Below are 21,177 nucleotides of genomic sequence, written 5' to 3' on the forward strand. Positions count from 1 at the left end.
CTTGACTGCCGCGCTGATCATTCAGATGCGGCACGGGAAAGCGCCCTGCGCTTTCCCGGTTCGGCTCTTGTGATTATTTAGCGATCGACGCGCTCTTGAGGCGGCCGAAAGCGCCTTCGACCAGCGCCTTCTGCTGCTCGTAGTGCTTCGCGTAGTAGCCGACTGCCGGCGAGGCCGAAGCCGGACGTCCGCTGTATGCCAGCTTCTGCCCTTCCTTCATGCCGTCCTTCAGGTGGTGCTCGATGTAGAACCACGGGCCTTGATTCTGCGGCTCGTCCTGCACCCAGACCACTTCGGTCGCGTTGTCGTACTTCTTCATTTCCGCTTCGAACTGCTTGTGCGCGAACGGATAGAGCTGTTCGATACGGATGATCGCGACGTCGTTCGACTTCGATTCACGGCGATGCGCCAGCAGGTCGTAGTACACGCGGCCCGAGCACACGACCACGCGCTTGACCTTCTTCGCGTCGATCGCTTCGTCGATTTCGCCGAGGATCGGCTGGAACGCGCCCTTCGCCAGTTCGGACAGATCCGACACGGCTTCCTTGTGACGCAGCAGCGACTTCGGCGTGGCGACGATCAGCGGCTTGCGGAACAGGCGGATCATCTGACGGCGCAACAGGTGGAAAATCTGCGCCGGCGTGGTCGGTTGAACGACCTGCATGTTGTGGTCTGCGCACAATTGCAGGAAACGCTCGATACGTGCCGACGAGTGCTCCGGACCCTGACCTTCGTAGCCATGCGGCAGCAGCATGGTGAGACCCGAAACGCGGCCCCACTTCACTTCGCCCGACGAGATGAACTGGTCGATCACGACTTGCGCGCCGTTCACAAAGTCGCCGAACTGCGCTTCCCACGCGACGAACGTATTCGGTTCAGCGGTCGAGTAACCGTATTCGAAGCCCAGCACCGCTTCTTCCGACAGCACCGAGTCGATCACCGTGAACTTCGCCTGACCTTCAGCGATGTTCTGCAGCGGCACGTACGTGCCGTCGTTCCAGCGTTCGCGGTTCTGATCGTGCAGCACCGCGTGGCGGTGCGTGAACGTGCCCCGGCCCGAGTCCTGACCGGTCAGGCGAACTGCGTAGCCCGAAGCGACCAGCGACGCGAATGCCAGGTGTTCGCCCATGCCCCAGTCGAGCTTCGCTTCGCCACGACCCATCGCGCGACGGTCGTTAATGACGCGCTCGACCAGCGGGTGAACCTTGAAGTTTTCCGGAATCGTGGTGATGCGCTCAGCAAGGCGCTTCAGTTCCGCGAGCGGCACTGCGGTATCCGCGGCGTCGGTCCACTTGCGGTTCAGGAACGGCACCCAGTCCACCGCGTACTTGCTCTTGTAGTTCGAGAGCACCGGGTCGACCGTGTGATGGCCTTCGTCCATGGCCTTGCGGTAGGCCTTGACGTATTCGTCCGCGTCGGCAGCCGTGATCACGCCTTGCTGCACCAGCTTTTCAGCGTACAGCGCGCGCGTGCCCGGGTGCTTGGCGATCGTCTTGTACATCAGCGGCTGCGTGACAGCCGGCGTGTCCTGCTCGTTGTGACCCAGCTTGCGGAAGCAGACGATGTCGACGACGACGTCTTTATGGAACTGCATGCGGAAGTCGATAGCCAGCTGCGTAGCCAGAACCACTGCTTCAGGATCGTCACCGTTCACGTGCAGCACCGGCGCTTCGATCATCTTGACCACGTCCGAGCAGTACAACGTGGAGCGCGAGTCACGCGGGTCCGACGTCGTGAAGCCGATCTGGTTGTTGATGACGATGTGCAGCGTGCCGTGCGTGCCGTAACCACGCGTTTGCGCGAGGTTCAGCGTTTCCATCACGACGCCCTGGCCGGCGAAAGCCGCGTCGCCGTGGATCTGCACCGGCAGCACTTGCAGGCCGCTGTCGTCGCCGCGACGGTCCATACGGGCCTTGGCCGAACCTTCGACCACCGGGTTGACGATTTCGAGGTGCGACGGGTTGAACGCGAGCGACAGGTGGACCGGGCCGCCTTCGGTCGAGACGTCCGACGAGAAACCCTTGTGGTACTTCACGTCGCCGGCCGGCAGGTCGTCGTGGTGCTTGCCTTCGAATTCGGCGAACAGATCCGCCGGCATCTTGCCGAGCGTATTGACCAGCACGTTCAGACGGCCACGGTGAGCCATGCCGATGACGATTTCCTGAACGCCGTTGGCGCCGCCGTGACGCACGACTTCGTCCATCGACGCGATGAAGCTTTCGCCGCCTTCGAGCGAGAAGCGTTTCTGGCCGACGTACTTGGTGTGCAGGAAGCGCTCGAGGCCTTCAGCGGCCGTCAGGCGATTCAGGATGTGCTTTTTCTTTTCGTTCGAGAAGCTCGGCGTGGAACGGATCGATTCCAGCTTCTCTTTCCACCAGCGCTTCTGCTCCGGATCGCTGATGTACATGTACTCGGCGCCGATCGTGCCGCAGTACGTGTCGCGCAGTGCCTTGACGATCTCACGCAGCGAAGCACGCTCGAATCCGAAATACAGATTCGTGGCGCTGAACTCCTGGTCCATGTCGGCTTCGGTGAAGTCGTAGAACGCGGGTTCGAGTTCGGGGATGGCGGGACGTTCGCGGCGCTTCAGGGGATCGAGATTGGCCCATTGCGAGCCGAGGAAGCGATATGCGCCGATGAGGGACTGCACATAGACTTGCTTTCGCGCGGTGGCGAGGTCTTCGCCGCCGGTTGCGGTGCGCGGGATGAAGGCGTTGGCCTTGGCGCGTTGCGCAAACGATTCGACGATCGGGCCATGGGCCACGTCGTTGGCATTGCTGCCATCCGATGCAGGGACGTTCTGCAACGCGTCGAAATAGCTGCGCCAGTTCTCGGGCACTGACGCCGGATTATCGAGATACGCTTCGTACATTTCTTCTACGTACGGAGCATTGCCGCCGAACAGATAAGAGTTCGACTGGAATTGCTTCATCATTTTTACGCTCACCTTTCTTCGAGCTTCTCGAGAAATAGCGGGTTACAGAACCTTCCGCGACACGGCCTGACCGTTTAGCGGATTGCGCGAATCAAGTCTTGCTTGGAAGGACCTAAAACTTTGCACCCAGGGAGCATATCACAGAACGGATAGTGCAGATAGCAGACGGACCGGCCCCAGAGCCCGTCCGGACGGCGTTTGCGCGTCGTTTCGAGAATCCGCAAAAGTGCATGGCGCCATGCGCAACGATCGCCCTCAATAGGAGGCGCCCGCATGCATAGACACGAAGAGAGAAATCATGTTGTGGGGGCGCACCGCTATTCGCCGTGGTGCGTCAACAAGACGAGGCCGCGGACACCGGCACCTTCTGGCCACCCTCGGATGTAGTGGCTGCTCAATACCCTGCCCGGTGACGTTTTCCACAGACTGCATGCATGCAATACGGTTCCGGCATTGACAGGCCGACGAGAGGATCGCGGCTTATCAAAGGAAGCGATGCGTATCGGTATGCCGTTACTTTCACGGTGTTTTTACGATTTTCCAAAGGAATGACCTAATGGGACTCACTGTCCAGAGCATGAGCGCAGTTATGCAGAAACAGGTTTCCGACAGCACGTCTTTCGCACCGAAAACGCCGGCACAGACACCAGCGGTGTTCCCGGGCCAGATTTTGTCCGGGGACAGGCGCACACCGCGACATGAGCGCTCCGTCGATCCGACACCGGGCGCGATCGGCAACGGACCGACCGACCCTGCGAAACAAGGGCCGGGCGCCGATCAGACACTGGATCGGGACAAACGCGGCCAGGTGCTGGGCGCCTGTAGCGGGTCCTACTTCCGGGAATGCAGAGGCGGAGAGGAGCTTCTCCACGATGCAACATAGCACGAAAGATTCGATCAGGCCTACCACGCCAGGACGAGAAACGGCCCCGATGGGAAGGGCAGTTGCCAAGGCGTTGTTTTCGAAGCCATGCGCCGCGTTGATCGCGCAACCGATGGCGCCTCGGCTCCCGACACCTTGCAGGAAGCGATCAGCCATATGAACAGGGACATGGACACCCTGTCAGCCTCAAACCACGGGGGCATTTATGACCGGATCGACGGTTTCCAGAGAGGATCGAGGCTCCCGCCACTCGCTAACTATCGCCAGTCGTCGAGCACTAATTTCAACCCCGACGGCAGGACTGATCGCTCGACCCGCATCGACGGATTGATCCATTCCTTCGATGGCAACACCATGCCTGAAGGCGGCCTCGCATACGTACGTTTAGGCATCCGGCACGCTGACTCGATGGCATCGGAGCCATACGGACACGCGTTAGCCATACAGCATCTTCCGGGCGGGAGCCAGTACACACTTTTCGATCCGAACAACGGCGCCTTCACGTATAGCAACCTTGCGGATATGCAAAACTCTTTGAGCAATTACCTAGGTACAGCATTCTCAGAGGATGGATACGTGGTCGCCCCGGATAGCGTTAATTTCTATACGCCGCCCGCAGCGCGTGATTGGGGCTCAGCAGCGCCGGTCACCACAGTTGCCCCACCCGGCGTCGTTCTGCCCGAGACCAATGAATTGCTACGACACTTTGGACTCCACCACACCCAACTCTAAACCTCACCTCACACAAAGCACGAATCACGGCCGACAAATGTAAGCTGTCCCGGCCGCCGCCCAAATGAAAGAAGCCGTTCCGGACAAGTCCGGAACGGCTTCTTTTTATCCACGCGGCGCCGAGGTCAGTAACAGCGGCGCCTCAAGCGCACGCGCCATTCACTCAGTCCACCGCGCCCTTACGGCTCGCGCTGCGGCGCTCGTGCTCCTTCAGATAACGCTTGCGCAGACGGATGGATTGCGGCGTGACTTCGACCAGTTCGTCGTCGTCGATGAATTCGACCGCGTATTCCAGCGACATCTGGATCGGCGGCACGAGGCGCACCGCTTCGTCCGTACCCGACGAACGCACGTTGGTCAGTTGCTTGCCCTTGATCGGGTTCACGACCAGGTCGTTGTCACGGCTGTGAATGCCGATGATCATGCCTTCGTACAGCGGCTCGCCCGGCGACACGAACATACGGCCGCGATCCTGCAGCTTCCACAAGGCGTACGCGACTGCCGCGCCGTCGTCCTGCGAGATCAGCACGCCGTTGCGACGCTCGCCGACCGCGCCTTCGCGCACCGGCTGATACGAGTCGAACGTGTGGCTCATCAGGCCCGTGCCGCGCGTGAGCGTGAGGAATTCCGACTGGAAGCCGATCAGGCCGCGCGCCGAAATACGGTATTCGAGACGCGTACGGCCACGGCCGTCCGACGCCATGTCGAGCATTTCGCCCTTACGGCGGCCCAACTCTTCCATCACGCCACCCTGGTGGCCGTCTTCCATGTCGACCGTCAGGTTTTCGTACGGCTCGTGCTTCACGCCGTCGACTTCCGTCATCACCACGCGCGGACGCGACACGGCCAGCTCGTAGCCTTCGCGACGCATGTTTTCCACCAGAATGGTCAGGTGCAGCTCACCGCGGCCCGCCACTTCGAACGTGGTTTCGTCGCCGGTTTCCTTCACGCGCAGCGCGACGTTGTGGTTCAGCTCCTTCATCAGGCGGTCACGGATCTGACGGCTCGTGACGAACTTGCCTTCGCGGCCGGCCAGCGGCGACGAATTGACGAGGAAGTTCATGGTCAGCGTCGGTTCGTCGACGGTGATCATGGGCAGCGCTTCCGGTTGTTCCGGTGCGCAGATGGTCACGCCAATGCCGATTTCTTCGATACCGTTGATCAGCACGATGTCGCCAGCTTCAGCCGAGTCGACCTGCACGCGCTCCAGACCCTTGAACGACAGCACCTGGTTGATCTTGCGGTTCAGGATCGCGCCGTCGGGACCCGAACGGACGGCGACCGCCATGCCGGGCTTGATGCGGCCACGCGTGATACGGCCGACGCCGATACGGCCGACATACGACGAATAGTCCAGCGACGTGATCTGCAGTTGCAGCGGCGCCTCCGGATCGGCCGGACGGACCGGCACGTGTTGCAGCACAGCCTCAAACAGCGGGCGCATATCGCCTTCGCGCACGTCCGGGGTCAAGCCTGCGTAGCCGTTCAGACCCGATGCGTAGACGATCGGGAAGTCGAGTTGTTCGTCGGTTGCGCCGAGCTTGTCGAACAGGTCGAACGTCTGGTTGATCACCCAGTCGATCCGCGCGCCCGGCCGGTCCACCTTGTTGATCACGACGATCGGCTTCAGGCCGAGCGCCAGCGCCTTCTTGGTCACGAAGCGCGTTTGCGGCATCGGACCTTCGACGGCGTCGACCAGCAGCAGCACGGAGTCGACCATCGACAGCACGCGCTCCACTTCACCGCCGAAGTCCGCGTGGCCCGGGGTGTCGACGATGTTGATGTGCGTGCCTTCGTACTCGACCGCGCAGTTCTTGGAAAGAATCGTGATGCCACGTTCTTTTTCGATGTCGTTCGAGTCCATCACCCGCTCAGCGATCTGCTGGTTGTCACGGAACGTGGCGGTTTGACGGAGGAGCTGGTCGACGAGCGTGGTCTTGCCGTGGTCGACGTGGGCAATGATGGCGATGTTGCGTAGGGCGCGAGTCATAGGAACCTGGAGACAGTTGAGTGCGCCAGCAGAGCAGCATTGTGTACGAAGCCAACAAAGCCCAAAGCGCACTTTTGGGAACCCAACATTATAGCACGCGTAAATGAAGCTTTCTGGTATTCCCTGATAAGCCCGCCGTCTTCCTCGTAGCGGCGCGCCGGAAATAAAGTGTAAGGGGCGGCAAAACCCTACGCAAAATCGCGCGGACCTTGCCTTGAGATGGAATAGACCTTTGCCTAAGCTGTAATAACACTTGCCGCGTCAACCAACCGCCCACTATAATCCTGCCTAGTCAACCATTGCATTCGCACGAGAATCATGACCGAGCCGTCTTCCACACCCACGCCGGACGTCATCAGTGAGTACCAGTTAGGCGAAAGCGTCGGCTACCTGATCTCGCGAGTGAAATCGACCATGTCGAACCTGGTCAATCAGCGCAGCATGGCCGAGTTGGGCATCACCAGCCAGCAAGGCAGCATCCTGTTCATGGTGGCGAGCGGCAAGTGCCTGCTGGCGGCCGAACTGGCGCGTGAATATGGCATCGACGCAAGCGCCATCACGCGTCTGATCGACCGACTGGAAAAGCGCGGCCTGCTTACACGGGTGCGCAGCAACGAAGACCGCCGGGTCGTGCGCCTCGCGCTGACGCCGGAAGGTCTCGCGATCGCCGCCAGAATGCCGGCTATTTTCACCGGCGTGATGGACAACCTGCTCGGCGGCTTCACCCCGGAAGAAGTGGGTTTTCTGAAGAGCATGCTGCGCCGCGTGCTCCTCAATTCCGGCGACCAAACGGGACTAACCCGTGATGCAGCAAGCAATTTTGACAGTAAATCGTAAGAAATTGCTTGCAGCGTCCATCATTACAATTCACTCAAAGAGTCGAGCGATGAAATCCCTTTCCCTGTCCGCGCCCGCGCTTTCGAGCCGGGCCGCTGTCGCCGCCGCGGTGACGGTGCTCGCCCTCACAGGGTGCGCGAACTACATCGGCATGAAAAGCGACAAGCAAATGTCGTCGCCGGCCCAGTACGAGTCCGCGCAGAGCCTGCCCGCTCAGAGCGGCCAGTGGCCGTCGCTCGATTGGGCCAACCAGTTCGGCGACCCGCAACTGCCCAAGCTGATCGCGGAAGCGCTGGAAGGCAGCCCGTCGATCGCGCAAGCCCAGGCGCGGCTCGCCAAAGCCTCGTCCTATATCGAGAGTTCGCGCGCGGCCCTTTATCCGAAGGCCAACGCCAGCTACTCGTGGACCCGCGAGCTCTTCTCCGAAAACGCGCTCTACCCGCCTCCGTACGGCGGCACCTGGTATAGCGAGAACAATGTGCTCGCGAGCGCGTCGTGGGATCTGGACCTGTGGGGTAAGAATCGCCAGCGTCTCGGCCAGGCCGTGTCGCAGGAAAAGGCCGCTGAGGCCGACATGCAGCAGGCGCGCGTCACGCTCGCGGCGTCGGTGGCCAGCACGTACAACCAGCTCGCGCAGCTGTACGCGTTGCGCGACATCGCCGCGCGCGAAATCGCCAACCGCCAGGATATCGGCCGCATCACCAACGGCCGCGTGGCCGCCGGCCTCGACACCAATGTCGAGCGGCAAACCGCGAACGGCAACATCGCGACCACCCAGGCCAATTTGACCGACCTCGACGGCCAGATCACGGTCGTGCGCTACCAGTTGGGCGCGCTGCTCGGCAAGGGTCCGGATCGCGGCCTGCAGATCGCCGAACCCACGCTGACCAAGGGCGACGTCGTGGCGCTGCCGAACAATCTGCCCGCCGACCTCGTGGCGCGCCGCGCGGATATCGTCGCCGCGCGCTGGCAGGTCGAAGCCGCGATGCACGACGTGAAGGAAGCCAAGGCCGAATTCTTCCCGGACGTGAACCTCGCGGCCGGCTTCGGTTTCGACGCGTTCGGCTGGGGCCGCTTCCTCAAGGCCGGCAGCCGCCAGATGCAATTCGGCCCGGCGATTCATCTGCCGATCTTCGATGCTGGCGCGCTGCGCTCGCAACTGAAGGGCCGTTATGCCGACTTCGACCTCGATGTGGCGAACTACAACCAGACGCTGATCAACGCGCTCTCGGACGTCGCGACGCAAGTCTCGTCGATCAAGTCGATCGACCAGCAGCAAGGCGACGCACAGCGCGCGCTCGACGCATCGACCAAGGCGTATCAGCTGGCGGTGATCCGCTACAAGGCCGGTTTGTCACCGCAGCTGCAGGTGCTGACCGCCGACCAGAACCGCCTCGCCGCTGAACAGACGGTCACCAGCCTGAAGATGCGCCGCCGCGATATGCAGATCAGCCTCATCAAGGCGCTCGGCGGCGGTTTCGACGCGACGCAAACCGGCCTCGTGGTGCCGACCGATGCCCCGGCATCGGCCACCGCCGCGACCGCAGCGGCAAATTGAGCGCGCGAACCACGGCCAGAACGAACACTCGCACGAACATCCGAATAAACGACGACGCTTGAGAGAACCCGGAGCACATCAATGAGCACCCCCCAGCAGCCCGCGGCTAACACCCAGCCGGCACAATCGGCGAATAACGGTAAACGCAAGCGCATGATGACGCTGCTCGTCATCGTGATCCTGATCGCCGCGATCGCTTACGGCCTTTACTACTTCCTCGTCGCGCGTTTTCACGAAGACACCGACGACGCGTATGTGAATGGCAACGTCGTCCAGATCACGCCGCAAGTCACCGGCACGGTCGTCGCCGTGAACGCGGACGACACCCAGACGGTGAAGGCCGGCGACCCGCTCGTCGTGCTCGATCCGGCCGACGCCCGCGTCGCGCTGGAACAGGCCGAGGCCAATCTGGCGCAGACGGTGCGCCAGGTGCGCGGCCTGTTCGCCGACGACAATCAATATCAGGCGCAAGTCGCCGTGCGTCAGGCCGACCTGTCGCGCGCCCAGGACGACCTGAAGCGCCGTATGACGGTTGCGCAAACCGGCGCCGTGTCGCAGGAAGAAATCTCGCACGCCCGCGACGCCGTGAAGAGCGCGCAAGCCGCCGTGGATGCCGCCCAGCAGCAACTGGCGTCGAACCGCGCGCTGACCGCCAACACCACGATCGCGAATCACCCGAACGTGCAGGCCGCCGCCGCGAAGGTCCGCGACGCATACCTGAACAACGCGCGTAACAACCTGCCGGCGCCGGTCACGGGCTACGTGGCGAAACGCTCGGTGCAGGTCGGCCAGCGCGTCTCGCCGGGCACTCCGCTCATGGCGATCGTGCCGCTCGGCGGCGTGTGGGTCGACGCGAACTTCAAGGAAGTGCAGCTCAAGCACATGCGCATCGGCCAGCCGGTCGAACTGACGGCCGACGTGTACGGCTCGTCGGTGGTGTATCACGGCAAGGTGGTCGGCTTCTCGGCCGGCACGGGTTCGGCGTTCTCGCTGTTGCCCGCGCAGAACGCGACCGGCAACTGGATCAAGGTGGTGCAGCGTCTGCCGGTGCGGATCGCGCTCGATCCGAAGGAACTCGAACAGCACCCGCTGCGCATCGGCCTGTCGATGCAGGCTGACGTGAGCATCAAGGACGACAACGGCGGCCAGCTCGGTCAGGCGCCGAACACGGTCTATCAGACCAACGTGTTCGAAAAGTACGGTGACGAGGCCGACGCGGAAATCGCCCGCATCATTTCGGAAAACGCAGGCCCGAACGGCGGCTCGCAGAAGTCGGCCCAGGCCGGCAGCGCGAAGCCTGCCGCCGCGAAGCTGATGTAAGCCGCGTGACGAATCAGACAAGGCTTCTTTAATGGCTCAGGCTCAGGCGCAAGTCCCTCACCCGCCGCTCGAGGGCGCGCAACTGGTGATCGGCACCATCGCGGTGTCGCTCGCCGTTTTCATGAACGTGCTTGACACGTCGATCGCGAACGTATCGATTCCGTCGATTTCCGGCGACCTCGGTGTGTCGTCCGACCAGGGCACGTGGGTCATCACCTCGTTCGCGGTCGCCAATGCGATCTCCGTGCCGCTCACCGGCTGGCTGACCGACCGCATCGGCCAGGTGCGCCTGTTCATGGCGTCGATCATCCTGTTCGTGATCTCGTCGTGGATGTGCGGCCTCGCGCCGACGCTGCCGTTCCTGCTCGCTTCGCGCGTGTTGCAAGGCGCGGTGGCCGGTCCCATGATCCCGCTGTCGCAAACGCTGCTGCTCGCGAGCTATCCACGCGCCAAGGCCCCCATGGCGCTATCCATGTGGGCCATGACCACGCTGATCGCGCCGGTGGCGGGCCCGATTCTCGGCGGCTGGATTTCGGACAACATCTCGTGGCCGTGGATTTTCTACGTCAACATTCCGGTCGGCGCGATTGCCGCCGTGGCGACGTGGATGATCTTCCGCAACCGCGATTCCGTCATCAGAAAAGCGCCGATCGACGGCGTCGGGCTCGGTCTGCTGATCGTCTGGGTCGGCTCGCTCCAGGTCATGCTTGACAAAGGCAAGGATCTCGACTGGTTTTCGTCGACCACCATCGTCGTACTGGCGCTGGTCGCGGTGATCGCGCTGGCGTTCTTCATCGTGTGGGAATTGACGGCCGAGCATCCGGTGGTCGACCTCTCGCTCTTCAGCCGTCGCAACTTCACGGGCGGCACGGTCGCCTTGTCGATCGGTTACGGGCTCTATTTCGGCAATCTCGTGCTGCTGCCGCTGTGGCTGCAAACCGATATCGGCTACACGGCGACCGAAGCCGGCCTGGTCATGGCGCCGGTCGGCCTGTTCGCCGTGCTGCTGTCGCCGATCACGGGCAAGGTGTTGCCGCGTACCGATCCGCGCTATATCGCGACCTTGTCGTTCCTCGTGTTCGCGCTGTGTTTCTGGATGCGTTCGCGCTATACCACCGGCGTCGATACGTACTCGCTGCTGGTGCCAACCTTGATTCAGGGGATCGGCATGGCCGGGTTCTTCATCCCGCTGGTGTCGATTACCTTGTCAGGGCTGCCGGGTAACCGGATTCCGGCGGCGTCGGGCTTGTCGAATTTCGTGCGGATCATGTGCGGCGGCATCGGCACGTCGATCTTCCAGACCGCGTGGGACCACCGCTCGATCATGCATCATGCGCAACTGGCCGAGCAGGCCAACGCGTACAACCCGGTGTTCGACCAGTCGATCCGGCAAATGGGCGCGGCGGGCTTCAGTCAACCGCAGGCTTATGGCCTGTTCAACTCGATGGCGACGCAGCAGGCCGCGCAACTGGGTGTGAACGATCTGTTCTTCGTGTCCGCTGGTATCTTCGTCGCGCTAATTGCGCTGATCTGGATCACGAGGCCTGAGCGCGCCGGTGGTGACGCGGGTGCGGCGGCCGCGGCGGCGCACTAAGTTTTCCGCGCCGGTTGCCTCGGCAAACGATATGAAAAAAGGCGGGACCGCTATCGAGCGGTCCCGCCTTTTTTTCTGCACCTTCGATCGGGTATGCGCATCACGCACGCTGCCCACCGTCCAGAAGGCTTTCAGCTCGCCGTAGTGACGACCAACCGTTCCGGCGCCAGCACGCCCTCGCCTTGCTTCGCGACACCCAGCAGACGCCCCTGCGCGGCATACACCCGAACGCGCGGCGCATTCAATGCTTCGCCTGTGATATCCAGTTCGGACAGTTTCAACCGCTGACCGTGCAGGAAGCGGCGCGTCGCGTCTTCGTTCAACTGGACGAGCGGGAAAGTGGACAGCAATGCGTCCACCGGTTGCAGCCACGCGTCGCGCTCGCCTTCCGTTGCATCGGACAATGCGTCGAGCGTCACCGAATTTTCAAGCGTCAGCGCGCCAACGCCCGTGCGTCGCAGCGCCACCAGATGCGCGCCGCAACCCAACGCTTCGCCGATATCCTCGGCCAGTGTGCGCACATAGGTGCCCTTGCTGCAGGTCACGCGAAACGTCACGTCCGGCAACGCGCAACTGAGCAAATCGAGCTTCAGGATCGTCACCTGGCGCCCTTCCCGCTCCACCGTCTGGCCGGCACGCGCATATTCGTACAGCGGCTTGCCGTCACGCTTGAGCGCCGAATACATTGGCGGAACCTGAGTGATTTCGCCGAGGAATGTGGGCAGAACCGCTTGAATCGCCGCCTCGTCGCAGGTCACTTCGCGCGTGTCGATGGCTTCGCCCTCGGCGTCGCCGGTGGTCGTGCGAATGCCGAGGCGCATGGTGGCCTCATACGTCTTGTCGGCTTCGAGCAGGTCTTGCGAAAACTTCGTGGCTTCGCCGAAACAAAGCGGCAGCAAGCCAGTCGCGAGCGGATCGAGCGTACCGGTGTGGCCCGCTTTTTTTGCCAGATAAAGACGTTTCGCGCGAATCAGCGCGTCGTTGCTCGACAGGCCGAGCGGCTTGTCGAGCAACAGGACGCCGTCGAGCGCGCGGCGCGGCACGCGGGGGCGTTGAGATGCGGTCATGTCGGAGGGACGAAATCTTCGATAAATACGGAAAACAGCGACGGAAACAGCGCTGAGCGCAGGGCCACTCAGGCATGGCAGCGAGAGCCGCGGCTACAGCGCGCTCAGTCTTCTTTCGCGCGATTCGCGTTCGCCTCGTCGATCAGACGCGACATTTCGACGGCTCGCTCGATCGTCTTGTCGTAATGGAAATGCAGCGTCGGCACGGTGTGGATATGCAGGCGCTTGAACAGCTGATTGTGCAGATGCCCGGCGGCATGCGTGAGCGCTTCGAGCGTCTGTTGCGGGTCGCCCGTGAGCGTCGTGAAATAGACCTTGGCGTGCGCGTAGTCCGGCGTCAGCTCGACACTTTGAATCGTGACGATGCCGATGCGCGGATCCTTGACCTCGCGCAGCAGCTCGGACAAATCGCGCTGGATCTGATCGGCGATCTGCACGTTGCGATTGGGGGAAGAACGTTTTTTAGGCATGGTGTGATGTGATCCGCTTTAACGGATGCAAAAAATGGGTCGCGCTAGCGCGGTGCGGGCTTTCCTTCCGGGCGGCATTCAGGCGGCCGGGAGAACCGCAAGCTCGACAGCCGGCTGCTACGCGGCGACCGGCGTTAGAGCGTGAAAGAGCGCGTTAAACCGGAAACAAACGCGCGGGAACCATCGCGCGGCAACCAACGCACAGCAGCAAAGCACGACAGCAAAGCGTGGCGCCGAAGCGCGGCAATCACTCGTAACAACGTGCGGCGCCAAAAACAACGGGCGGAGCGGGCGTTAAAGCCCGCTCCGCCCCTTTGAGCCGTGCCGCGTGAATTACAGCGAACGCGCGACTTCGGTGATCTCGAAGACTTCGAACTGATCGCCTTCGACGATATCGTTGAAGTTCTTGATCGACATACCGCACTCGAAGCCCTGACGGACTTCCTTCACGTCGTCCTTGAAGCGCTTGAGCGAATCGAGCTCACCCGTGAAGATGACGACGTTGTTGCGCAGCACGCGCACCGACGACGAGCGCTTGACGAAACCGTCCGTGACCATACAACCGGCCACCGCGCCGATCTTCGGTACCTTGAAGACCTGACGCACTTCGACCGTACCCGTCACGACTTCGCGCTTCTCCGGTGCCAGCATGCCCGACATCGCGGCCTTCACGTCATCCACTGCGTCATAGATGATGTTGTAGTAGCGAATATCGACGCCGTTGGCTTCCGCCAGCTTGCGAGCCTGCGCATCCGCACGGGTGTTAAAGCCGATGATGACAGCCTTCGAAGCCGTTGCAAGGTTGACGTCGGACTCGCTGATGCCACCCACGGCGCCGTGCACGATCTGCACGCGGACTTCGTCGGTGGACAGTTTGAGCAGCGACTGCACCAGCGCTTCCTGCGAACCTTGCACGTCGGCCTTGACGATGAGCGGCATGTACGCCACTTCGCCTTCGCCCATCTGTTCCAGCATGTTCTCGAGCTTCGCCGCCTGTTGCTTGGCCAGCTTGACGTCGCGGAACTTGCCTTGACGGAACAGCGCGACTTCACGCGCCTTGCGGTCGTCCGGCATGACGATGACTTCCTCGCCAGCTTGCGGGACTTCCGACAGACCCTGAATTTCGACCGGGATCGACGGACCGGCCGACTTGGTCGGCTTGCCGGTCTCGTCGAGCATGGCTCGTACGCGACCGTAAGCGCTACCTGCCAGCACCACGTCGCCGCGGTTCAGCGTACCCGACTGGACCAGGATCGTTGCAACCGGACCCTTACCCTTGTCGAGCTTCGCTTCGATGACGAGACCCTTGGCCGGCGCTTCGACCGGTGCCTTCAATTCCAGCACTTCGGCTTGTAGCAGCACGTTTTCGAGCAGATCGTCGATGCCCGCGCCGGTTTTAGCCGACACCGACACGAACGGCGAATCGCCACCGTATTCTTCCGGCACGACGCCTTCAGCGACGAGTTCCTGCTTGACGCGCTCCGGATTCGCATCCGGCTTGTCGATCTTGTTGATCGCGACGACGAGCGGCACGCCGCCTGCCTTCGCGTGGGCAATGGCTTCCTTCGTCTGCGGCATGACGCCGTCGTCGGCAGCCACCACCAGAATCACGATGTCGGTTGCCTTCGCACCGCGAGCACGCATAGCCGTAAAGGCTTCGTGGCCCGGCGTGTCGAGGAAGGTGATGACGCCACGCGGCGTTTCGACGTGGTAAGCGCCGATGTGCTGCGTAATGCCGCCCGCTTCACCCGCTGCGACCTTGGCGCGGCGAATGTAGTCGAGCAGCGACGTCTTGCCGTGGTCGACGTGACCCATGACCGTGACGACCGGCGGACGCGGCAGTGCTTCCGCATCGGACACTTCGCCTTCGACCAGCATGGCTTCCGGATCGTCCAGCTTGGCCGCAACCGCGTGGTGGCCCAGTTCTTCGACGATGATCATCGCCGTTTCCTGGTCCAGCATCTGGTTGATCGTGACCATCTGGCCGAGCTTCATCATCGACTTGATGACTTCCGAAGCCTTGACCGCCATCTTGTGCGCCAGATCGGCGACCGTGATGGTTTCCGGCACGTGCACTTCACGCACGATCGGTTCGGTCGGCGCCTGGAACGTGGTGCTTTGATCCTGATGCTTGCCGCGACCCTTCGGGCCACCGCGCCAGCCACGATCGACACCGCCGCTCGAATCGCCACGCGTCTTGATACCGCGGCGCTTCGCTGCGTCGTCCTGCCAGCCGCCCTTGCCGCCGCCCGGCTTCTTCTTGTCGCCGGCGGAAGGCGTGGTCGTGGCAGCCGGAGCCGCCGCAGCCGGTTTCTTGGCTGCCGGACGTGCCGCCGCTTCACCCGCCGGACGCGCCGGCTTGTGCAGCGTGCCCTTGGCTTCCGCGGCCTTGGCCGGCTCGGCGGGCTTCGGTGCCGGTTCCGGCGCCTTGACCTGCGCCTTGCGCGGCGTGTTCATCATTTCGCGGATCGCGCGTGCTTCGGCTTCAGCCGCGGCACGACGCTTGGCGATTTCTTCCTGCTCGGCACGCGCTTTCTCAGCAGCCTGACGCGCTGCGTCTTCCGCCTTCTTCGCGGCTTCGCGTTGCGCGGCACGCTCTGCAGCTGCGCGCTCGTCGTCCTGCTCGTTATCTTTGGCAACTGCCGGTTCCGCGGCCTTAGCCACCACCGGCTCGGCCTTCGCGGCCGCCGGCTGCGCGGCTTGCGCCGGCTTCGCAGCCTGTGCCTGCTGCTCGCGAGCCGCCGCCTCGGCCGCAGCCGCTGCGCGCTTCTTCGCTGCTTCTTCTTCCGCACGGCGACGCTCGGCTTCGGCAGCCGCTTCACGCGCCTGACGTTCCGCTTCTTCGCGTTCGAGTTGTTCCTGGCGCGCCTTCAGCTCCTGAGCCTGCTTTTCGAGCAGTTCGGCTTCGTGACGAGCTTCCTCTTCACGACGCTGGAGTTCGAGATCGTCGACGTCGGCCTCGGCCACATGATTCGATGCATCTCCGTTTTCGGCGGAGGTTTCGTCGCGGCGGACGAAAGTGCGCTTCTTACGCACCTCGACCTGAATGGTGCGAGCTTTGCCCGTCGCATCGGATTGCTTGATTTCCGACGTATGCCGTTTCGTCAGCGTGATCTTGCGCTTGTCAGCATCAGTCGAGCCGTGAGACTTGCGCAAGTGGTCGAGCAGACGCGCCTTGTCCGTTTCGGACAAGCTGTCGTCTTCGCTCGCTTTTGTGACGCCTGCTGCCTGCAGCTGCTCAAGCAGCACGCCTGCAGGCATTTTCAGTTCCGCGGCAAATTGGGCTACGTTGTTACTCGCCATTCATTCCTCTTAATGCAAGGACCGATTCCTTGCGGTTAGCATCGGGTCATGCGGCCTGACGGCCGCTTCAATTTAGTGCGCCATGGTCATTTCTCACTGGAACCAGTGTTCACGTGCTTTCATGATCAACGCCTTAGCGGCATCCTCTTCCATTCCGGTCATCTCGACCAGTTCATCCACAGCCAGCTCGGCGAGTTCGTCGCGCGTCTGGATCTGATGTTCGGCCAGCTTGGCGAGCAGGTCGGCGTCCATGCCGTCCAGGCTCTTCAGGTCGAGCGCTACATTTTCGACCTTTTCTTCATTCGCGATCGCCAGCGTCAACAGCGCGTCGCGCGAGCGATTACGCAGTTCGTGAACAGTGTCTTCGTCGAATGCTTCGATTTCGAGCATTTCGTTGAGCGGCACATAAGCGATCTCTTCGAGGCTCGTAAAGCCTTCGTCGATCAGGATGTCGGCCACTTCTTCGTCGACATCGAGACGCGCCATGAACAGGTCACGCAGTACGCCGCGCTCCTGATTCTGCTTTTGCGCAGATTCGTCCGGCGTCATGATGTTGATCTGCCAGCCGGTGAGTTCGCTGGCAAGACGCACGTTCTGGCCGCTGCGGCCGATCGCGACCGCCAGTTCGTTTTCGTCTACGACGACGTCCATTGAATGCTTTTCTTCATCGACGACGATCGATTGGACGGCTGCCGGCGCGAGGGCGCCGATCACAAACTGAGCGGGATCCTCCGACCATAGCACGATGTCGACGTTTTCGCCACCGAGCTCGTTGCGCACCGCCTGCACGCGCGAGCCGCGGATGCCGACGCAAGTGCCGATCGGATCGATGCGCTTGTCGTACGCGACCACGCCGATCTTGGCGCGCACGCCCGGATCCCGCGCGGCCGCCTTGATTTCCAGCAGACCTTGCTCGATTTCCGGCACTTCCATCTCGAACAGCTTCATCAGGAATTCGGGCGCCGTACGCGACAGTTCGATCTGCGGACCGCGCGCGGTGCGATCGACCTTCGCGATATAGGCACGCACGCGGTCGCCCACGCGCAGGTTTTCCTTCGGAATCAGCTGATCGCGGCGCAGCAGCGCTTCGACACGGCCGGTTTCGACGATGAAGTTGCCCTTATCCAGGCGCTTCACCGAGCCGGTCATGATGTGCTCGCCGCGCTCGAGGAAGTCATTCAGGATCTGTTCGCGTTCGGCGTCGCGCACCTTCTGCAGGATCACCTGCTTGGCAGCCTGCGCGCCGATCCGGCCGAATTCGATCGACGGCACCGGTTCTTCGATGAATTCGTCGAGTTGAATCTCGGGCTTCTGTTCGCGTGCTTCGAACAGCAGAATTTCCTGATCCGGTTCCTGCAAACCGGCTTCGTCCGGCACCACTTTCCAGCGGCGAAACGTTTCGTGCTCGCCGCTTTCACGGTCGATATGGACGCGGATATCCGCATCTTCTTCGAAGAGTTTCTTGGAGGCCGAAGCGAGAGCCGCTTCGAGCGCGGCAAATACCACGTCTTTGTCGACATTCTTCTCGCGTGCCAGCGCATCCACCAGCATCAACACTTCGCGACTCATTGTTTGCGGCTCCTAAAGTCAACTTTCGGAACGAGGCGTGCTTTGTCCATGTCCGCGAGCGTGAAATCGAGCATCGCGGCGCCTTCCTTCCCTTCAAATTCCAGACCGATCGTCTCGCCTTGCGGAGCATGCAGGATGCCCCGGTACGATTTCCGTCCGTCCAATGGCTTTTTCAATGTGATTACCACTTCGCTGCCTGCGAAGCGTTCGAAATCCGCCAGTTTCTTCAGCGGGCGGTCGAGACCCGGCGACGACACTTCAAGCCGCTCGTAATCGATATTTTCGACCGTCAGAACGTGCTGGAGCTGACGCGTGACTTTCTCGCAGTCTTCGATCGCGATGCCGGCCGGCTGGTCGATATAGATACACATCATGCCGCGCCCGGTGCGCTCGAAGTCGACGAGCTCGTAGCCGAGTCCCACGACCGTGGTTTCAATCAGTTCCGTCAGTTGCACAATGCCCTCTTAGATGTTCGCGCAGCGAGCCTGCCGCCTGTTCTGCAAACAACCAATGCGGGCCGCGCGCCAAGCCGGCGCACGTTCGTGCTACCCGAGATGCCGAACCACTGAGAACTGAGCGGCAAAAAAAAATGGGCTAAACGCCCATCATCTTATTACCGGTGGTCGCACCTGAGCCGCACATAAAAAGCCGCACGCCCAGCGACTTCGCGATTGTAGCCATTTTTCAGGACAAACGCAAACCGCAAAGCGCCGCCCAACGCGCATTTCAGCTTGATTTCACGGGAATCTTTCCACGATATGGCGGCCGTTCAGGCCTTTTGCAAGACGGCTCGGGCCGCCTCGGATCCACGCCGGACAAGCCGGGCAAGTGAAATCTGCCCCCACTTCCGTCCACGCTGCGGTTTTATGTGCCGCAAGAAAATCGCAAAGCAACGCGAAACCTGGAGAGCGCGTCGATCGACCACGGCGGCGACTCACGAAAACCGTTGAAAAACGATTCAGCGGCCGGCCGCCATGCATGACTCGCTTACTTTAACGGCCGCGCGAACGGCCGCGCGGCGCGCCACCGCCGCGATTGGCGCCGCCCGGGTTGGCATTGCCGCCACCCGCGCGGTTGGCGTTGCCACCGCGATTGCCGCCCGGCCCGCGGCTACCGCCGCCATTGCCGGGATTGGCACCCGCACCGCCGGGACGCTTGCCGCCCGCCGCACGATTGCCATTGCCCGACGGCGCACGATTACCGTCGACCTCCCGCCCGCCGCGCGGGCCGCCCGCACCGCCGCCCATCGGACCGCCGAGCCCACTCGCGCCGCGGCCGGCACCGCGATTGCCGTAACCGCCACCGCCAAAGCCGCCGCCGCTCGCAGCGCCACCGAATCCACCACCCGCCGCACCACGGCGGCCTTGGCCGCGCGGTTGCTGCTGTTCGAAACGGCTATGCGACATCAACACGGGCTCACGGTTGATGAAGCCCATCGACGTCTGCATCGGATCCGGCTGCTTACGCTCCGGCGCTTCCCGGCGGCTGCCCTTGTCTTCGGTCGGTGCCTTCAGGCCCACCGACGCCATCAGCGCACGCACCTGGTTGTCTTCGAGCTCTTCCCAGCGCCCGCGCTTGAGGCCCTTCGGCAGCGAAATCGGGCCGTGACGGGTGCGGATCAGGCGGCTGACCATCAGGCCGGCCGCTTCGAACATACGACGCACTTCGCGGTTACGCCCTTCGGCGAGCGCGACGTGATACCAGTGATTCGTGCCTTCGCCGCCGCCGTCACGAATCCGCAGGAAGTTCGCCGGGCCGTCGTCCAGTTCGACGCCGTGCAGCAGCTTCTGGCGCATACCTTCCGCCAGTTCGCCGACCACCCGCACCGCATATTCACGCTCGACGCTGTAACGCGGGTGCATGAAACGGTTCGCCAGATCGCCCGACGTGGTCAGCATCAGCAGACCTTCCGTGTTGAAGTCGAGACGGCCGACCGCGAGCCACTTGGCGGTTTTCATCGGCGGCAGTTTGTCGAACACCGAAGGACGGCCTTCCGGATCGGCATGGCTGACGATTTCGCCGGTCGGTTTGTGATAAAGCAGCACGCGCGGCGGCTTGTTGGCGAGCTTGCGCTTGACCGGCTTGCCGTTGATGCGAACCTGGTCGGTCGGCATGATGCGCTGGCCGATGTGAGCCGGCTCGCCATTTACCGACACGCGGCCGGCGACAATCAGCTCTTCCATGTCGCGACGCGAACCCATGCCGGCCTCGGCCAGCACCTTGTGCAACTTCGGTGCGTCGTCATCCGCTGCCAGCACGCGCTTGGGCGCGGCCGGCTTGCCACGGCGCAGCATCGGCGCGCGCACGCCACCGGTGGCGCTATTGTCCGCGTCGAACGCGGGCGATGTGACGTACGAGAACAGATCGTCCTGACCGGCTTCCGCCGCAGCCGCCGGCGCTTCACCGCCGCGGCGGTTCTGACGCTGGCCGCCTTCGCGCGGCTGACGCTCGCGCTGACCTTCACGAGGCGCACCTTCGCGTTGACCCTCACGAGGCGCACCTTCGCGCGGTGCGCCTTCGCGGCGCGCGCCGCCCGCATTGCGGCGTGACCCCTGACCCTTCGCGCCGGCATCTTTGCGCGGCATACGCACTTGCGCGACGACCTCGCCGTCCGGCGGCGCCTCGCTGACAACCGGCGCCTCTTGCGCGGGGCCGCCTTCGGCGCCCTTCGTCTTCGCGCCGGCGCGGCGCCGGGCGATCAGGCTGCGCGGACCGCGACGCAGGCCGCGGCGCGGACGGTCTTCACCATCTGCTTCCGTGGTCTGCGCCGGGCGCTCGCCCTCGCCTGCCGACGCTTGCGTGGTGCGCGTTTCGTCAGCGCGAGCCGACGGCACGGCGCGCTCGGATTCGGACGAATCGGTGTCGTGGGTATGTGTCAAAACAACCTCAAAATGTCAGGTCGCGCACGCCCGTTGCGGG

Annotated in this window: 12 protein-coding genes and 1 pseudogene; 5 read left to right on the forward strand and 8 right to left on the reverse strand. The window is 62.7% G+C overall.

From position 1 onward, the window contains the following. Nucleotides 1-73: 73 nt before the first annotated feature. On the reverse strand, nt 74-2,935 hold the full coding sequence (locus BLW71_RS08120; protein WP_091794874.1) for a 2-oxoglutarate dehydrogenase E1 component: 2,862 nt from the start codon (nt 2,933-2,935) through the stop codon (nt 74-76). Between the two features lie 1,051 nt (nt 2,936-3,986). Between BLW71_RS08120 and BLW71_RS08130 the strand changes: the two genes are divergently transcribed. Continuing rightward, nucleotides 3,987-4,550: a hypothetical protein gene (locus BLW71_RS08130; protein WP_143048310.1), complete on the forward strand. Its 564-nt coding sequence runs from the start codon at nt 3,987-3,989 to the stop codon at nt 4,548-4,550. A 163-nt stretch (nt 4,551-4,713) separates the two neighbouring features. Here the strand turns inward: BLW71_RS08130 and typA are convergent, their stop codons facing one another. Beyond that, the gene (gene typA / locus BLW71_RS08135) at nt 4,714-6,540 is read right to left on the reverse strand and encodes a translational GTPase TypA (protein ID WP_091794884.1); all 1,827 of its coding nucleotides are present in this window, start codon (nt 6,538-6,540) and stop codon (nt 4,714-4,716) included. 318 nt (nt 6,541-6,858) lie between these two features. Between typA and BLW71_RS08140 the strand changes: the two genes are divergently transcribed. The 4 genes and pseudogenes from BLW71_RS08140 to BLW71_RS08155 all read left to right on the forward strand — a co-directional run. Further along, on the forward strand, nt 6,859-7,377 hold the full coding sequence (locus BLW71_RS08140) for a MarR family winged helix-turn-helix transcriptional regulator (RefSeq protein WP_091794887.1): 519 nt from the start codon (nt 6,859-6,861) through the stop codon (nt 7,375-7,377). Nucleotides 7,378-7,426: 49 nt separating this feature from the next. Beyond that, on the forward strand, nt 7,427-8,935 hold the full coding sequence (locus BLW71_RS08145) for an efflux transporter outer membrane subunit (RefSeq protein WP_091794891.1): 1,509 nt from the start codon (nt 7,427-7,429) through the stop codon (nt 8,933-8,935). Nucleotides 8,936-9,016: 81 nt separating this feature from the next. Then, complete coding sequence (locus tag BLW71_RS08150; RefSeq protein WP_091794894.1) at nt 9,017-10,255, forward strand: EmrA/EmrK family multidrug efflux transporter periplasmic adaptor subunit; 1,239 nt, start codon at nt 9,017-9,019, stop codon at nt 10,253-10,255. A 1-nt stretch (nt 10,256) separates the two neighbouring features. Beyond that, nucleotides 10,257-11,849, forward strand: a pseudogene (locus BLW71_RS08155) (DHA2 family efflux MFS transporter permease subunit); the annotation flags it as partial. 131 nt (nt 11,850-11,980) lie between these two features. Here the strand turns inward: BLW71_RS08155 and truB are convergent. From truB to rluB, 6 genes are all read right to left on the reverse strand, one after another. Beyond that, complete coding sequence (gene truB, locus BLW71_RS08160; protein WP_091794900.1) at nt 11,981-12,916, reverse strand: tRNA pseudouridine(55) synthase TruB; 936 nt, start codon at nt 12,914-12,916, stop codon at nt 11,981-11,983. A 104-nt stretch (nt 12,917-13,020) separates the two neighbouring features. Continuing rightward, nucleotides 13,021-13,386, reverse strand: a complete 366-nt coding sequence (gene rbfA / locus BLW71_RS08165) for a 30S ribosome-binding factor RbfA (protein ID WP_042324072.1) — start codon at nt 13,384-13,386, stop codon at nt 13,021-13,023. 333 nt (nt 13,387-13,719) lie between these two features. Then, nucleotides 13,720-16,689 carry a translation initiation factor IF-2 gene (infB, locus tag BLW71_RS08170; protein WP_091794903.1) on the reverse strand — a complete coding sequence of 990 codons (2,970 nt, stop codon included), beginning with the start codon at nt 16,687-16,689 and terminating at the stop codon, nt 13,720-13,722. 93 nt (nt 16,690-16,782) lie between these two features. Next, nucleotides 16,783-18,258: a transcription termination factor NusA gene (nusA, locus tag BLW71_RS08175; protein ID WP_091794906.1), complete on the reverse strand. Its 1,476-nt coding sequence runs from the start codon at nt 18,256-18,258 to the stop codon at nt 16,783-16,785. Beyond that, nucleotides 18,255-18,713, reverse strand: coding sequence for a ribosome maturation factor RimP (gene rimP, locus BLW71_RS08180; RefSeq protein ID WP_064269683.1), 459 nt, complete (start codon nt 18,711-18,713; stop codon nt 18,255-18,257). Before rimP ends, nusA begins: the two co-directional genes overlap by 4 nt. A 537-nt stretch (nt 18,714-19,250) precedes the next feature. Further along, nucleotides 19,251-21,137: a 23S rRNA pseudouridine(2605) synthase RluB gene (rluB, locus tag BLW71_RS08185; RefSeq protein WP_091794908.1), complete on the reverse strand. Its 1,887-nt coding sequence runs from the start codon at nt 21,135-21,137 to the stop codon at nt 19,251-19,253. Nucleotides 21,138-21,177: the final 40 nt, after the last annotated feature.

Source organism: Burkholderia sp. WP9 (assembly GCF_900104795.1).
Lineage (GTDB): Bacteria > Pseudomonadota > Gammaproteobacteria > Burkholderiales > Burkholderiaceae > Paraburkholderia.

Excerpts from the sequence above, each read along its gene's own strand:
- BLW71_RS08140 (WP_091794887.1), top strand. The coding sequence starts at position 6,859 with ATGACCGAGCCGTCTTCCACACCCACGCCGGACGTCATCAGTGAGTAC.
- BLW71_RS08145 (WP_091794891.1), top strand. The coding sequence starts at position 7,427 with ATGAAATCCCTTTCCCTGTCCGCGCCCGCGCTTTCGAGCCGGGCCGCT.
- BLW71_RS08120 (WP_091794874.1), bottom strand. The coding sequence starts at position 2,935 with ATGATGAAGCAATTCCAGTCGAACTCTTATCTGTTCGGCGGCAATGCT.
- BLW71_RS08130 (WP_143048310.1), top strand. The coding sequence starts at position 3,987 with ATGGACACCCTGTCAGCCTCAAACCACGGGGGCATTTATGACCGGATC.
- typA (WP_091794884.1), bottom strand. The coding sequence starts at position 6,540 with ATGACTCGCGCCCTACGCAACATCGCCATCATTGCCCACGTCGACCAC.
- BLW71_RS08150 (WP_091794894.1), top strand. The coding sequence starts at position 9,017 with ATGAGCACCCCCCAGCAGCCCGCGGCTAACACCCAGCCGGCACAATCG.
- nusA (WP_091794906.1), bottom strand. The coding sequence starts at position 18,258 with ATGAGTCGCGAAGTGTTGATGCTGGTGGATGCGCTGGCACGCGAGAAG.
- rbfA (WP_042324072.1), bottom strand. The coding sequence starts at position 13,386 with ATGCCTAAAAAACGTTCTTCCCCCAATCGCAACGTGCAGATCGCCGAT.
- infB (WP_091794903.1), bottom strand. The coding sequence starts at position 16,689 with ATGGCGAGTAACAACGTAGCCCAATTTGCCGCGGAACTGAAAATGCCT.
- truB (WP_091794900.1), bottom strand. The coding sequence starts at position 12,916 with ATGACCGCATCTCAACGCCCCCGCGTGCCGCGCCGCGCGCTCGACGGC.